General features: G+C 31.9%; 17 protein-coding genes. All 17 read right to left on the minus strand.

All coding sequences use genetic code 11. The features are described from left to right. Positions 1-188 precede the first annotated feature (188 nt). The 17 genes from H7A25_15710 to H7A25_15790 all read right to left on the minus strand — a co-directional run bounded on the left by H7A25_15710 (position 189) and on the right by H7A25_15790 (position 16,082). A complete protein-coding gene (locus H7A25_15710; GenBank protein ID MCP5501347.1) occupies positions 189-1,109 on the minus strand; it encodes a radical SAM protein in 921 nt (306 codons plus the stop codon). Between the two features lie 37 nt (positions 1,110-1,146). Further along, on the minus strand, positions 1,147-2,754 hold the full coding sequence (locus H7A25_15715; protein MCP5501348.1) for an IS66 family transposase: 1,608 nt from the start codon (positions 2,752-2,754) through the stop codon (positions 1,147-1,149). 52 nt (positions 2,755-2,806) lie between these two features. Next, the gene (gene tnpB / locus H7A25_15720; protein ID MCP5501349.1) at positions 2,807-3,097 is read right to left on the minus strand and encodes an IS66 family insertion sequence element accessory protein TnpB; all 291 of its coding nucleotides are present in this window, start codon (positions 3,095-3,097) and stop codon (positions 2,807-2,809) included. Between the two features lie 35 nt (positions 3,098-3,132). Beyond that, positions 3,133-3,441: a hypothetical protein gene (locus H7A25_15725; GenBank protein ID MCP5501350.1), complete on the minus strand. Its 309-nt coding sequence runs from the start codon at positions 3,439-3,441 to the stop codon at positions 3,133-3,135. A 221-nt stretch (positions 3,442-3,662) separates the two neighbouring features. Continuing rightward, positions 3,663-4,193, minus strand: a complete 531-nt coding sequence (locus H7A25_15730; protein MCP5501351.1) for a hypothetical protein — start codon at positions 4,191-4,193, stop codon at positions 3,663-3,665. 429 nt (positions 4,194-4,622) lie between these two features. Then, positions 4,623-5,564, minus strand: coding sequence for a hypothetical protein (locus tag H7A25_15735; protein MCP5501352.1), 942 nt, complete (start codon positions 5,562-5,564; stop codon positions 4,623-4,625). Positions 5,565-5,916: 352 nt separating this feature from the next. Next, entirely contained in the window at positions 5,917-6,681 is a 765-nt protein-coding gene (locus H7A25_15740) for a hypothetical protein (protein MCP5501353.1), read from the minus strand. A 178-nt stretch (positions 6,682-6,859) separates the two neighbouring features. Next, positions 6,860-7,789: a hypothetical protein gene (locus H7A25_15745; protein MCP5501354.1), complete on the minus strand. Its 930-nt coding sequence runs from the start codon at positions 7,787-7,789 to the stop codon at positions 6,860-6,862. Between the two features lie 327 nt (positions 7,790-8,116). Then, entirely contained in the window at positions 8,117-8,881 is a 765-nt protein-coding gene (locus tag H7A25_15750; protein ID MCP5501355.1) for a hypothetical protein, read from the minus strand. A gap of 344 nt (positions 8,882-9,225) precedes the next feature. Then, positions 9,226-9,660 (minus strand): hypothetical protein, encoded by a 435-nt coding sequence (locus tag H7A25_15755; GenBank protein MCP5501356.1) that lies wholly within the window; start codon positions 9,658-9,660, stop codon positions 9,226-9,228. Between the two features lie 229 nt (positions 9,661-9,889). Continuing rightward, complete coding sequence (locus tag H7A25_15760; GenBank protein ID MCP5501357.1) at positions 9,890-11,494, minus strand: IS66 family transposase; 1,605 nt, start codon at positions 11,492-11,494, stop codon at positions 9,890-9,892. A 52-nt stretch (positions 11,495-11,546) separates the two neighbouring features. Further along, entirely contained in the window at positions 11,547-11,837 is a 291-nt protein-coding gene (gene tnpB / locus H7A25_15765; GenBank protein MCP5501358.1) for an IS66 family insertion sequence element accessory protein TnpB, read from the minus strand. A gap of 35 nt (positions 11,838-11,872) precedes the next feature. After that, complete coding sequence (locus tag H7A25_15770; GenBank protein ID MCP5501359.1) at positions 11,873-12,181, minus strand: hypothetical protein; 309 nt, start codon at positions 12,179-12,181, stop codon at positions 11,873-11,875. Between the two features lie 401 nt (positions 12,182-12,582). Continuing rightward, on the minus strand, positions 12,583-13,632 hold the full coding sequence (locus H7A25_15775; protein ID MCP5501360.1) for a hypothetical protein: 1,050 nt from the start codon (positions 13,630-13,632) through the stop codon (positions 12,583-12,585). A 170-nt stretch (positions 13,633-13,802) separates the two neighbouring features. Continuing rightward, the gene (locus tag H7A25_15780; GenBank protein ID MCP5501361.1) at positions 13,803-14,801 is read right to left on the minus strand and encodes a DNA-processing protein DprA; all 999 of its coding nucleotides are present in this window, start codon (positions 14,799-14,801) and stop codon (positions 13,803-13,805) included. Positions 14,802-14,868: 67 nt separating this feature from the next. After that, the gene (locus H7A25_15785; protein MCP5501362.1) at positions 14,869-15,486 is read right to left on the minus strand and encodes an amidophosphoribosyltransferase; all 618 of its coding nucleotides are present in this window, start codon (positions 15,484-15,486) and stop codon (positions 14,869-14,871) included. A 5-nt stretch (positions 15,487-15,491) separates the two neighbouring features. Then, positions 15,492-16,082, minus strand: coding sequence for an HAD hydrolase-like protein (locus tag H7A25_15790; GenBank protein ID MCP5501363.1), 591 nt, complete (start codon positions 16,080-16,082; stop codon positions 15,492-15,494). Between the last annotated feature and the right edge of the window lie 85 nt (positions 16,083-16,167).

Consider the following 16,167-nt stretch of genomic DNA (forward strand, 5'->3'; position numbering starts at 1 on the left):
TGACTTATAGTAAATTTATTTACTAAAAACCAATTTGGAATGATTGGTTTTTAGTTTTTTTAGTAAGAACCGAGTTCGTCAATATCTACAGGTTTTTTTTTGCTCACTTTTCACACAGTCTGTCAGTTATGTGCCGAAATTTAGTAAAGCCCTTAATTAATCTTTTTTTATATAAAAAGTTTTTAATTTCATATAAAAATTGGGTCTTTAGCATTTATACATCCTCCACAAATATTTGCTGCTTCTCGACATCCACCATCACAATCATAAATGTATTCGCAATTATTACACATTATTGGTTTATAATCTTTCATAACAAATTGTTTCCAAATGCTATTATTTTTTAATTTCTCAAATTCAGATATATGTACTAGTCTATTTTCAGAATGATTACAAGCTCGAATATATCCAGAAGGATCAATTGTAAAAAAATCAAGTGCAGCTGAGCATCTTGTTCCGACTTTTAGATGTTTGTAATCCTTTCTATTTAAAATACATTTTGGAAGTTCAGTTCCTACACTTCCAAATCTGTTTGATTTTTGCAAAATATCTTCAGCTATATCTAACATCTCATTTATTTCTTTTATTGACAATAACAACTCTTCAGAATTTTCTATCCCCCTTCCTCCAGGTAAAAATCTGTTCAACAATAAACTGTCTGCACCAGAAATAAGAGCTAATGAAATTGTTTCGTATAGTTCAAAAAAATTTCTCTTCGTTACTGTAATATTGACAGTCGTTAGAATATTTCTTTTTTTTGCTTCCTCAAACCAATGAAGTATAGTTTTTGCTGTTCCAAATTGGGTATGTTCATTATAAGTCGATATTCCTGGTAAACTCATACTGAGACGAATTTTATATTCTTGACAAAAATCTAAAAATTGATTACTTATCAAACTCCCATTTGATATTACAAAAATGTTTGGAGTTATTTTTTCTTTAGTTAGCTTATTATTACTAATTTGTATTGAAGTAGCTTTTAAGCTTGATGTAAAAATTATTAGTTCTTGAAGATCGCTCCTTAATAGACTCTCTCCTCCTGAAAAAGCAATGTTTATTATCCCTTTTTTTATTAATAGTTCTAGATATTTTTTCCGTAAGCGTATCATAAACCCACCCCCGGCAGTGCTTGGCCCGGAGGTAGATTTAAGTTGTGGTTGTTCTGGATTCTTCTTTTTGTTTCTTTGCGATAGCCTGCGGAGTCAAATCTTTCGGATCGAAATTGGGATTTTCCACTATCTCATCAAAAACGGTTTTAAGATATTGGTAAGGATCCAGACCGCATAATTTTGCATTTTCGATCAGAGCATAGTAAATTGCACTTGCCTTTGCTCCCTCAGGGGAAAAGGCAAATAACCAATTCTTTCTTCCCAGTGCAAATGGACGAATGGCATTTTCTACCAGGTTTGTATCAGGTGTTATATTCCCATTATATATAAATATTATTAATTTATCATAATGAGATATAAAATATCTCATTGCTTTATATAGATCACCTGAAGGTTCCATAACCGAGAGTTCACTCGCAATAAAAGCTTTCATTCGTTCCATTATTGGAAGGCTATGTCTTTGCCGTCGCTTTTCGAGTTTATCTTTATTATGGTGTATTTTTAATTGATAATAAGATTCTTCTAATCTATAGAGTCTGTTATATTCCTCTAATATGTGATTTACAGACTTATTATTTTTAATCGATTTATAAATATCAGTAAACTTCCTTCTTGCATGAACATTACAACCGGCATGTTCATCTTCAGAAACAATAGAAGATAAATGTGCATTATAGGTTCCAAGACCATCGGTTTGAATGATTCCCTTGTAGCCAAATAGAAAGTCTTTTAGAAATTTTGCACTTCTCGATTGGTCATAATGAAAATATACTGCTCTCTCAGTCTCGCCTACCAGACCGCTGCGAAAACACCACATCCAGGATAAATTGGTTCCTTTTCTACCCGGCTCACTGACTACCTGTAAGCGAGTTTCATCTATCTGAATAGCATGAGCGAATTGTATTAGTTGTAAAATTTGATTTGTTATTGGCTCAAGCATTTCTGCAATCGTTATAAAATTTCTTGCTATAGTAGCTTTTGAAATACTTACACCTAAACGTTTTAATATATTAGATATTCTGTTTATAGGAAGATGGTCGCAATACTTTTGAACAATCATATATGCCAGACTATCACGATGCAGAATCGCTTTGGGAATAAGCTGAGGAACCGGAGGTTTTGATTTTACACCGGGACGATTTTCATCACCGCTACCTTCGCATTTCTTACAAACATATTGAGGTCGAATCGTCTTCACAACTACAAACTGAGCCGGGATGATCTTCAGCTTTTCAAGAACTTCTGAATGTGCTAAAGCTGTCAGCATACAACCACAGCCACATACCTTTTCGTGTTCTTCGAGGTCAAGAATCACTTCTTCTCTCGGTAAGTTTGGATCCAGGCCGTCTCGCTTTCCGCGCTTTTTTTTCTTCTTTCTATGCTCTTTTACTAAAATAGTTTTCTCTTCATCAACTATTTGTTCTGCTTCGTTGAAGAGTAGTGCCTGTTTTTGTTCTTCAGGTGTCCACTTCTCTGATTTTTTATTATACAACTGGTTTCTGTAATACTCTATTTTCTCATCTTTCAATTTGTTTAGAGATTCAAGAGATTTGATAATCTTAGAATATTCCTGAAGCTTTTCATATTGCTGCTGAATTATTTTATGTGATTCTTTAATGCCTGTTGGAAGTTCGGTAGATTTCATGAATATTACAGATGATATGTTTATTCCCACATACCATCTGTAAAGAATTATTTTATACTTTTAGATATTTTTCTTCTTTATGCTCCTTAAAAAAATCTATTCCTTTAAGTAACCAGAGCAAGCGTTGATTTGAAATCTCTTTTACTTCCTCATCCGTATTGACCCAGGGAAACTTTTGTTTGGACAGTTTCTTCTGCCAGAGACAAAACCCATTCTTATCCCAATATAAGACTTTCAACATGTTTTTGCGCTTATTGCAGAATATAAACAGACTCTTATCAAAGGGTGATAAGTTCATTTCTGTCTGAACCAACTGAGTAAGTGTATTTATTGATTTTCTCATATCCGTCACTCCAGGACGTATAAATACACGACGTCTCATGAGAAATCCCAAATCATAACTTGGAATCTTAGATTTATCTTACATTCTATCATCCCTTCCTGATTGACACTGATACTCAATAGAGGACTTTGTTCTGAGTTCTCTTCCTTTTGTTCGTATTCCAAAAATCCGAGGTCTTCGAAGGGATATTCTTTTGGACTTACCTTTACGGGTTTTGTAGACTTCTTCAGATTGTATCTGAAGGATGAATAAGATAGACTATGCTCTTTACAATAGGCCATGCAGCTCTTGCCGCTTGCCTGCCAGTTCTCGATATGTTCTTCCCAGTTTTGTATTGTCTTCATGAAGCCAGTGTAACACGGTTCCCAGGATTTGGGAAGGTGGGTTCATGATACGCTTACTTTTTTCCAATCATTTGTTTGTAACTCTGGATATTTTTGAAATTGACTATTAGGTTTTTCCCATGGACATGAACAAAATAAACAAATATGATTACAATTATAGGTTAATTCAATAACTACAGTTGAAGGTAAAAATGAAGGTGCTAAAATGGAATTTATTTCATTCATATTTTTATTATTTTTTTTGTTTCTTTATCAATCGAAATTCCAAGTAATTCAATAATTCTATTGATATATTTTTTTAATGGATATTCTTCATCGTAGTAACCTACATGTATAACATTATTCTTAATAAATTCCCTTAAAACATCTAAATCTTCTGTTGTTACATTACAAGTTTTATGCTCTTTTTCTCCTTGTATTTTAATTTTCAAACAAAGTTTAGGTTTTTCAATATTTGGACTACAATTCTTACAAAATTGAGATTCATCAAGGACAGCTCCTAATGCTTTTAGATGTTTAACCTTATTCCTACAAGCTCCTAAATCATAAGTTATATATTCAGCATAATTAGATTTATATACAGTTTTTTCACTGCATATGGGACATATGTAATTCGCTAAATCTGGAGGTGGGACCATAGAATAACACATAGCTCCAATAGTATTTAGCTTTGGAACTTCTGCTAAAGCTAATTTTATAAGCTTTTTCTCTATTTCTGATTTATCAAATATTTTTATATCTCTTTTTGGCATTAACGTCATTCCCTTAATATATATTATTCTATTTTATAAGTATATCATAATATGCAACAATTTTTGCCCTATTACTATAAAAATAATGTAAATTCTAATTCTAAATTATATTTAAAGAATTATGATTATAGTTAAGGTTTTGTATTTTGGCACATAACGTTATAGCGTGTGAGACGTTTTTGCGGTTTTCCAAAGTCCGCTTGCGGACATTGGGAAATTGGCGCAAAAATTGCTCATCCACAAACCATTATTTCTTTTCCACAATAAAAACCCAACTGAATCAGAAAGTCAAATGCAATTTTTGTAACAAAGCAAAAATGTGGCGTAGCCCAAGTTTCCGCTTTTTAGCCATCAAACCTGATAACGTTAAAAAAAGCGGGAACTTGCTCACACGCTTTGTTATGCGAAGGATCAGCACTATTACTAAAATTATTTTGTTCTAAAAAAGTTTGGGTCATCGGTTATAACTACTGATTTCAAATTACCTTTTTTGCTCACAGCAAATGAACATGATGAATTTTTCTCAAATATCAAATCATAATTATCATTAGATTGAATTATAGTATTTTGAAGCATTTTCTTCAGCTCATTTATACTTGAACCTAATTTTATATTCTTAAAGATAACAAAATTAGGATTTTCAGAACCAGAAATTTGAATTAAATAAAGATAATTGCTGTAATCAAATCCAGCAGATGCAAGGTATAGAGAGGTATTGAACTTTGAATCAATTATATATCTAAAATATTGCTCCCCTTTAATATTGAAAGATTCAATTGGTTCACCATACTTTTTTTTTGCAATTTTATTAGCTTCTTTAAATGACATTCCAATATTAAAGTCAATTAGGGATTGTGTAAAACATTTATTTCTTTCAATTTTTCTTTCTATTTTATCTGTTATTAAATACGATAGATAAATTCTATCATTTGTTTTATTCAAACAACATCCAATGTAAGTAGTAAAAATGGTTATTTCTTGTCCTTTTTTTAATTTTTTAATCATCTCAAAATCATTATTTACAACTTGAATCCAGTATAATTCATCTTGATCAATTATTCCAATTTCATGCTTATAGTTTGAAATTCCTTTAAAATTAACGGAAGCTGATTCAAATGTTAAAATCGAATTATATCTTTCTTTCGGTGTTTCCCGAAAAATTCCTGAATATTTGCCAACGAAAACCAGCCTTGGAGTTCTTGCATCTATATAAATATTTACATTATCAGTTAAAGTTCCTTTTGAACCTTCAATTCTTTGAAATCCTTTAAATGTTGTTAATTGAAATTTTTCAAAAAGTTTATTTAGATCTTGTGAAGGTAGAGAAATCGACAATAGAGCTGTTAATAATATCAACAATTTTACTTTCATGTAAATCTTATTCCTTGTTAAATTTAAAATAACTATTCGCTGATCTTTCGCATAACGTTACAGAGTAGCTGACCGTTGCCGGAATGCGAAGGTCTGAGGAACTCAAGACCGAAGCATGTAGGCAATGTCTCCGAGCCACAACTAACACTAGCAAGGACTGTGACTGAATGCAAGAAAAATTTGTATCAGTCCACAAATTTTTCTGTAATGAAGGCACTGGACTTGCAGTAGTAATTCTATTGCACTATATATTTACACTTACACAGTTAAGTCGGCTCGGAGCCAGAAGCCATATCTTCTCATGGCTTCTGAGCGGCTCACTCTATGTTAGGCGGTTGTTCCTCATGCTCAATCAAATAATTTTACTCGCAATAGAAAACAATTTTTTATAGTTATTTTTTATTGCCTCTTTCGAACGTACTCCCTGAGGTTGATAAATCCACTCAATATTATTCAATTTACTTTCTATAAAATTATTTTCTAAAGTATCGTAGACTTGCTTACCTACTATTATTATTTTATCTGGTCTTTCTTTTTCAATATAAGGCTTTAGATAATATTTCCAAGATAAATCTAAAACTTCTTTGTAAAAATTTATATTAGGTTTTTCACCATTTCTATACAATGCTATAGGACTCGCATCTAGTAGCCAAACTCCTTTTTCCTTCATTCTATTTAAAAGATTTATTTTATTAGAAATTCTTACATCAGCATCTTTTATATAAGTCTTTGCTACATTGACTTTATTTTCTTTGCTTAAGTCATAAAATAATCCATAAAATAGTTTCCAGAATTGGGGAGTGCCGTTATTACGATCTATTTTTTTCTTTAGGATATGGTTTTCTCCATATCCTAAGCAATAAACAAATTTAGAATAGTTAGTAGGGTAATTTTCATCGAGATTTAAATTACTTATATTATTTATAGTTGTCTTATATTCTTTTAATTCAGTCCAAACATGCGATTCTGCAAGTAGTAATATTTTTATTTTCTTTGGCTTCCAGAATTTTCTCAGTAGATAGACATTATAAATTATTTCAGTAGGTTCTACATCAAATTTATAAAGCTTAGATTTAATTCTAATCTCATTTATAAGTTTTTCAAAATATTTATCCATATAAGTCTCCATGAGGAATACTGCCTAACGTTCAAGCGTGTGAGACGTTTTTAAGCTGGCGTGAATATTGCGTTAGTTTGCAAGATTCATGACAGATTAAAAATGTGGCGAAGCCCAAAACCAGCCCATCTGTTCGGGCTGGTTGCAGCTCACACGCTTTGTTGTCGGCAGTTGCATTTTAGAGATAATTTATACTAATATTTTTTCTATCTTTAAAAGCTTTAATTTCCGGTTCTTCTGTAAATTCATTTTTTATAACCACCAATATTCCATTTTCCTTGATTTGGTCATTGTTTAATATTTTTTCTATTAGTGGAGTCCAATGCTTTACTTCTGAAGAAAACTCTATCTTTATTATTATCCAATTCTTTAAATTTATCAATTCTTCGTTTATAAATTTTTCAAATGTTAAATCAATAAATTTTTGTGAAATAGTATCCTTGAATATAATTTCATTCCTACCGCCTACGCTACCGGTGATATAGTTATTTATTTTCAATATTTTGCAAATTACTTCTAAACCTGGAGCACGTTCTAAATTGAAAATTAGAAAATTAATTTTTGCTAGATTTACATTCGATAAGTTGTTTCTAACCTGAGGTTCAATTTCATCAATTACACTTTTACTATCCTCAGAAATATCATAAATATTTTTATTTACAGTTTTAGGAATATAATTAAAAAACCATGGGTCTATAATTGTTATTTTTTCATTTTTTAAAGCTTTAAATAATTCGATGAGAATATCTTCTATAAAATAAGACCTTCCAATCTTAATAATATGGTGATAAATGGGTTCTTCATTAAAAATATAATTACAGCCCTCATCTAAACTACTCGTGACCCAAAAAATTATTGGGTTTTCTATTATTTTTTCTACCGGAACTAGAAAATCCGCAAAAGGATGATTATTAAACCAACCAGTATTTTTAAAATTTTTATCTAATTCAAAAGTTGGCAAGTTATCATCACTCATCATTAACATTGCCAGTCCTCTATTTGTAAAAGAAGATTCACCTTTAACTTTCAAGAATTGAGTTAATGTATCTCCTATTATTTGAGAGTTTTTTAATTTTTCAGTAATATTATGATATTGGGTTTCATCCATTCTTTTACCTCCAGATGCAATTGCCGACAACGTTACAGAGTAGCTGACCGTTGCCGGAATGCGAAGGTCTGAGGAACTCAAGACCGAAGCATGTAGGCAATGTCTCCGAGCCACAACTAACACTAGCAAGGACTGTGACTGAATGCAAGAAAAATTTGTATCAATCCACAAATTTTTCTGTAATGAAGGCACTGGACTTGCAGTAGTAATTCTATTGCACTATATATTTACACTTACACAGTTAAGTCGGCTCGGAGCCAGAAGCCATATCTTCTCATGGCTTCTGAGCGGCTCACTCTATGTTAGGCGGTTGTTCCTCATGCTCAATCAAATAATTTTACTCGCAATAGAAAACAATTTTTTATAGTTATTTTTTATTGCCTCTTTCGAACGTACTCCCTGAGGTTGATAAATCCACTCAATATTATTCAATTTACTTTCTATAAAATTATTTTCTAAAGTATCGTAGACTTGCTTACCTACTATTATTATTTTATCTGGTCTTTCTTTTTCAATATAAGGCTTTAGATAATATTTCCAAGATAAATCTAAAACTTCTTTGTAAAAATTTATATTAGGTTTTTCACCATTTCTATACAATGCTATAGGACTCGCATCTAGTAGCCAAACTCCTTTTTCCTTCATTCTATTTAAAAGATTTATTTTATTAGAAATTCTTACATCAGCATCTTTTATATAAGTCTTTGCTACATTGACTTTATTTTCTTTGCTTAAGTCATAAAATAATCCATAAAATAGTTTCCAGAATTGGGGAGTGCCGTTATTACGATCTATTTTTTTCTTTAGGATATGGTTTTCTCCATATCCTAAGCAATAAACAAATTTAGAATAGTTAGTAGGGTAATTTTCATCGAGATTTAAATTACTTATATTATTTATAGTTGTCTTATATTCTTTTAATTCAGTCCAAACATGCGATTCTGCAAGTAGTAATATTTTTATTTTCTTTGGCTTCCAGAATTTTCTCAGTAGATAGACATTATAAATTATTTCAGTAGGTTCTACATCAAATTTATAAAGCTTAGATTTAATTCTAATCTCATTTATAAGTTTTTTAAAATATTTATCCATATAAGTCTCCATGAGGAATACTGCCTAACGTTAAGAGTATCCGACGTGACTTTGAAACTCGAAAGTGCGGTAGCACCTTTTGAGTTTCAAAGTCATGTCTCCGAGCCAACCGTATGACTAGCAAGTCCTGTGACTGAACGGATGGCGCGCAAACTTGATCTTTTCTGCAAGTTTCGTGACAGTAGTGAAGGCACAAGACTTGCGTTAGCTTTCCAAATAAACTAATAAATTTCAATTAAACAACCAGCTGGCTCGGAGCAAGGAGCCACATCCTCTCGTGGCTTCGCAGTGGCTACTCTTTGTTAGGCGAAGAAACTCATTCTCTATCATCCAGTTTACCTTACCTAGTATGTAATCAAAACATTACTAGGATCTATATAGTGGACTATTCCACCATACCCGTATTTATAATTCTTATATATATAGCACTCTAATAAATCTTTGTAAGTTTTCGAGAAACAAAAAAATTCATTCGATAATTCAATTTCTTCCCACTCGCCATCTCTATTTACAGGTTTAGGTTCTTTACTTTTTAGTTTTCCAAAAAATGGTTTGTAAGAAATAGCAGTTAAAGGATCACAATTCCAATAGTCCCCTGGCACAAAATTATTTTTACTAATGTAATACTCTTTATTACTACCAGATAAGCGAACCTTTAAGATTCCTGAATAATTTCCATATCTTTGATGCTCTAATTGCTGCTCAATTACTGTAACTTCTGTTTTATTTGGAATACTTATCGGTGTTTCTTTCCAAATGTTCGGTCCTGCCTGAACCAATGTTGCTACTTTACTTTCTTTAGGAGGTTTCTTATTATATAAACTATCTGTTTTTATTTCAACAACATAACCAGAGCGATTAATAAAAACTGGTTCATTCCTGCCCTCCTGTTGAATTTTTTGAAAATTGCATTTCTTTACTTCTTGAGTTTCGGGAACCGTTGTAGTTTCTTGAACGTAAGTGTTTCATAAACCCACCCCCGGTTGCACCGTGCCCCGGAGGTAGAATTTAAGTTGTAGCTGCTGAGTCTTCTTTTTGTTTTTTTGCGATAGCCTGCGGAGTCAAATCTTTCGGATCGAAATTGGGATTTCTCACTATCTCATCAAAAACGGTTTTAAGATATTGATAAGGATCCAGACCGCATAGTTTTGCATTTTCAATCAGAGTATAATAAATTGCACTTGCCCTTGCACCACTGGGAGAATAGGAAAATTGCCAATTCTTTCTTCCCAGTGCAAATGGACGAATGGCATTTTCTACCAGATTTGTGTCCGGTGTAATATCTCCATTATATATAAATATTATTAATTTATCATAATGAGATATAAAATATCTCATTGCTTTATATAGATCACCTGAAGGTTCCATAACCGAGAGTTCGCTCGCAATGAAAACTTTCATTCGTTCCATTATCGGAAGACTATGTCTTTGCCGTCGCTTTTCGAGTTTATCTTTATTATGGTGTATTTTTAATTGATAATAAGATTCTTCTAATCTATATAGTCTGTTATATTCCTCTAAAACATGATTTACAGACTTATTATTTTTAATCGATTTATAAATATCAGTAAACTTCCTTCTTGCGTGAACATTACAACCGGCATGTTCATCTTCAGAAACAATAGAAGATAAATGTGCATTATAGGTTCCGAGACCATCCGTTTGAATGATTCCCTTGTAGCCAAATAGAAAGTCTTTTAGGAATTTTGCACTTCTCGATTGGTCATAGTGAAAATATACTGCACTCTCAATCTCTCCTACCAGACCGCTGCGAAAACACCACATCCAGGATAAATTGGTTCCTTTCCTGCCCGGCTCATTGATTACCTGTAAGCGAGTTTCATCTATTTGAACAGCATGAGCGAATTGTACTTGTTGTAAAATTTGATTTGCTATAGACTCAAGCTTTTCTGAAACAGTTATAAAATTCCTCGCTATGGTAGCTCTTGAAATGGTGACACCTGAGCGCTTTAATATATTAGATATTCTGTTTATAGGAAGATGGTCGCAATACTTTTGTGTTATCATATATGCCAGACTATCACGATGCAGAATCGCTTTAGGGATTAGCTGGAGAAGCGGAGGTTTTGATTTTACACCGGGACGATTTTCATCACCGCTACCTTCGCATTTCTTACAAACATATTGAGGCCGAATCGTCTTCACAACAACAAACTGAGCCGGGATGATTTTTAGCTTTTCAAGAACTTCCGGATTCGGTAAAGGTGTCAGCACACAACCACATCCGCATGTCTTTTCGTGCTCTTCAAGGTCAAGAATCACTTCTTCTCTCGGTAAGTTCGGATCTAATCCGTCTCGCTTTCCACGCTTTTTCTTCTTTTTTCTATGCTCTTTTACTAAAATAGTTTTCTCTTCATCAACTATTTGTTCTGCTTCGTTGAAGAGTAGTGCCTGTTTTTGTTCGTCAGGTGTCCACTTCTCTGATTTTTTATTATACAACTGGTTTCTGTAATACTCTATTTTCTCATCTTTCAATTTGTTTAAAGATTCAAGAGATTTGATAATCCTGGAAAATTCCTGAAGCTTTTCATATTGCTTCTGAATTAGCTTATGCAGTTCTTGAGTATCTGTTGAAAGTTCGGTAGGTTTCATGAATATTACAGATGATATGTTTATTCCCACATACCATCTGTAAAGAATTATTTTATACTTTTAGATATTTTTCTTCTTGATGCTCCTTGAAAAAATCTATTCCTTTGAGTAGCCAGAGCAAGCGTTGATTTGAAATCTCTTTTACTTCCTCATCCGTATTGACCCAGGGAAACTTTTGTTTGGACAGTTTCTTCTGCCAGAGGCAAAACCCATTCTTATCCCAATACAAGACTTTCAACATATTTTTGCGTTTATTGCAGAATATAAACAGACTCTTATCAAAGGGTGATAAGTTCATTTCTGTCTGAACCAACTGAGTAAGTGTGTTAATTGATTTTCTCATATCCGTTACTCCCGGACGTATATAAACACGACGCCTCATGAGAAATCCCAAAACATAATTTGGAATCTTAGATTTATCTTACATTCTATCATTCCTTTCTGATTGACACTGATACTCAATAGCGGGCTTTGTTCCGAGTTCTCTTCCTTTTGTTCATAATCCAAAAACCCGAGCTCTTCGAAGGGGTATTCTTTTAGACTTGTCTCAGGAGGTTTTGTAGACTTCTTCAGATTGTATCTGAAGGACGAATAGGATAGGCTATGTTCTTTACAATAGGCCATGCAGCTCTTGCCGCTTGCCTGCCAGTTCTCGATATGTTCTTCCCAGTTTTGTATTGCTTTCATGGACAAGGTATACCACAGTTCCCGGGATTTGGGAAGGTGGGTTCATGATACGCTTACTCTTGAACACTATCTTTAACAGTATCATTTTTTGTATTTTGGCTGCTATCGCAATAATTAAAGCAAAAGCAAAAAATTAGAACCATTTTTAAATCTATACTTTCAAAAAATCTTTGCATTGTTTTTATCCTGTCCTTTATAAATTAAAAAGTGTGAATGAGTTTTTTCGCCTAACGTTCAAGGGTAGCTGACGTTTCAAAGCTGGCGTGAACTTTGCTCCGTTTGCAAAGTTCATGACAGATTTGAAATGTGGCGTAAGCCCAAGGCACTGAAATCTTCTCTCAGTGCCGCAGCAGCTCACCCTATTGTTAGGCGAAGAAAGTGGGCTTCAGTCGAATGAATTATTACAATTGCGACTCAGGCATTACTTCTTCTTTTGTCAGTATATCACTTAAAGTATAATAAGAATATTTCGCATTATTTTTTTTGGGATGAGGTTTATGTTTCAAATCAATCACTTGTTCAGTAGATAGAATATAAAACTTCTTATTCTTAATTTCATCCTTTTTTTCATTTTGGAAGTTTGCTTCTTTTATATACCCGAATATTCTCTTTTTTACGGATTCAGATAAATCTAAATCATTGATTCTTTGCAATTCAGACTTAATTCTTGGATTAAAAACTAGAATATCCTCGATTTTAAAGAGTTTATCCATTTCTCCGCCACCTTTATTTCGAAAGGTTACAAAGATAGTTTTTTTATAATTATATGCTTGGGTATCGGGACAAACATATACTCCGTATTTATTAACTAAATTGATTGAACTACCTGCTGGTATTGAAAGAACTTCCTTTTCATAATAATTCATGGACTTATCCACTCCTGTTATAAATTTTAGGTATTGTAATAAAAGTTTAGAATCTTTATTTTTCTTAATATATTCATCGAGTATATTAAGAATTTCATTCCAAGTTATTGAAACAATTTTTGAATCTATAATTTCTAAGTATTTTGTTAAAATTATAGGTAGCTTATTGTAATTACTTAATTCAGGAAATTCTTTATTAGATAAATAGCCATTCATCTGTGCTGCTACATCTAATCCTTTATTAGATTTTTTTATGCTTTTTGCTTCAATTATAATAGCTAATAAGTTTTCATTATCATTGTTAATTTTTATTACAATATCCGCCCGTTTTTTTGAAGAAGAAATCTTTTCTGCACTAATATCTAATAAAGTGATTTTCTTCCATTCCAATAAACTATTTTGCTTAGATAAAAAATTATTTATATCTGGCTTATTTAATAATTGCTTTATAAGTTCCGGATATTCCTTTAAAATATATGCCAATCCTTTTGTTTGCTTTGTTTCCTTGTCTCCATCAATAAGGTCAAATATAGAAGACTCTGCTTCGGCTTTATTATCTGCATATAATCTAAAAATTGTTCTCATCCAATCATTCCTATCCATAAGTAATTTTATTTAAAGCAAACGCCCACTTTTTCGCCTAACGTCCCGAGCGTCATGAGAAGTTTCCGCAGCTTCATAACTTGGCGGAAATTTATCATACGCTCTCGTTATGGGCAGGTGTCTATTTAATCAAATATTTTTTCTTTCAATAATTAGCCAAATAAACTTTCATTATATATATTATCGTTGTTATTGCTTGATTTTTTAGATTTTATATTATTAATAATTTCTTCTAAATTCTTCTTGGTAATTATTGAAATATTTTCTTGTTCAGCTAATAGTTGTCTATTTAAATCAAACATTGGATTATCTTTATCATTTATTTTGTCATACATTACTGTTCGAGGAATATTATAATCCTTAGCATATCCCATAGCTAATCTAGCACCACTATCTAATTTTCGATCAAAAATATTCCAACGAGTAGCTGAGTCTGGTGCATAACTTGCCGCCAATACAATTGCGTCACAATATAATGCTTGTAATCTATCTCGTTCTTTATACCGAGTATTTAATTCCATTTTAGATTTAAAATCTTGGTAGTATTCAGTTACTAAAAGCCCTCCTTTCTCAACTATTTCAAGTGCTAAATCTTTATTTTTGGCAGGTAAGATATTATTGAGAGGACTTGGTAAAATGGCTACAGTTTTACCCCCTTTCAAGGCTTGCTTATGTGCAATACTATCGCAGCCAAAAGCCAAACCGCTTACCACTGTTACATTTCTTTTTACAATTTCTACGACCAACTTTTGTTCCCTAGTTTCTATTTTTTTATCTGGATTTAAAAGTCCTATTACGGTAATATTTGGATTTTTAATATTCAATAAATCAATATCACCCTTATAAAAAAGATATATTGGTTGTTCACTCTCTTTTACACTTCCTCGAAATTTAGGAAAGCTTTTATCCCCAATAGCTAATAAACCATCGCAAAAACCCTCTAATTTACTAACTTGATTAATAATTTCACTTTTTTTTATTTCAAACTTTTCCAATGTAATTAAATTATCTTGCTTTGAATTACTATTCAATGTCGAAATAACTTCTTCAACACTTTCATTGCCTTTAATATTTTTTACAATCCAGGCTCTACCTATACCTTTATAACTCTTAGCTGTTAATATATTAATTGCGTTTTCTGAATATTTCATTCTAATAACTCTCTAAATTCCTTAATCAAATCTTTACATCACGGTATATCAATATCAAAATTAGTTTCTACCATCCACCTCTAAAGGTTTTTCCAACAGCGTAGAAATATACATTTCTTGCTCCATTGTCTAACAATGCTTGAATCGCGTCTTCGTCAATATTAACACCACTTGTATAAATGTCGTCAATAAGTAAAATATTTCTGTCTACGATATTATTAGAAATATTGCAAGTGTTTATAGTAATTCCAGGATAAGGCAAATCCCCATCACCACCATACCCACTTCTATTCATATGGGTTGTTATTGTATTGGTATGACGAAGAATATATGTTGTCCCATCGATATATCCTTTTATTCTATTTACTACAAATGATACTACTGCCCTAAAATATCTTTGATTTTGAGAATAATAATTTTCATTTTTTGCTCTTGGAACAACGCAAACTGTTAGAGTAGTATTTCTGTAAATATTTTTAATTTCCTGTAAATCATTTAATAAAACAACTCCTAATTCATTCATGCTGATTTGTAATAAGTCAGTATTTGTATTTCCAAATTGATTTTTTAAATGATTCAAAAAATCTGGATTACCGGGGGTACCAAATGTTGTATAATCTTGGTGGTAATAGGCTTGAATATTTTGTTCTAAATAATTATTAGCTCGGATAGTAAATCTTTCCATATTTATTAAACTCCTGGGTTAATAATTTGAATACCAGCTTGTAGAGCCTTAACAATTTCTTTTTCTTCATTATCAAAAGCAATAACCAGTTCAGGAGGTATATTTAATTTTAAAATTGCATTTTCAAATTTATTGAAAAACTTATTACCCAAGTGAAATTCTCTAAAGAATAATTTACTGAACTTATCAATTAGACCATGATAATTTAATGTTTCTAATGCCCTGTCTTTTCTGCAATTTGTAACCAAAACAGTTTTGTTTATATTTGAGTATTTGAGAAGAATATCCACTACAGGTTTATTAAGTTTAGTTTCGGACAGGAAATCCTTATAAAATTCTTCCTTTTTTTGAATTATTCTTTCATATTCATTTTTATTCAAATCAGGAACAGCACTTTTAAGTTTTTTACGGTCAAAACGTTCTCCAGAATAGTTTTCTAAACTATGAGTCAATCTTGGTAAAGAAATTATCGCTTTCTTATAAGAAAGAAAGTTTGCAAGATTCGTATCTACTAATGTTCCATCCATATCAAAAAATAAAATTTGGTTTTTCTTAAATTTTTTGATTATATCCTGTTTTATTTTCCTCTTTATCATAATAACACTTGCCCATAACGTCTCAGCATAAACGACATTCTCAAATCCCGCACGGCTTCACTTCTTGTGCGGGATTTGAGAATGT

The organism is Leptospiraceae bacterium (assembly GCA_024233835.1).
Classification (GTDB): Bacteria; Spirochaetota; Leptospiria; order Leptospirales; family Leptospiraceae; genus JACKPC01.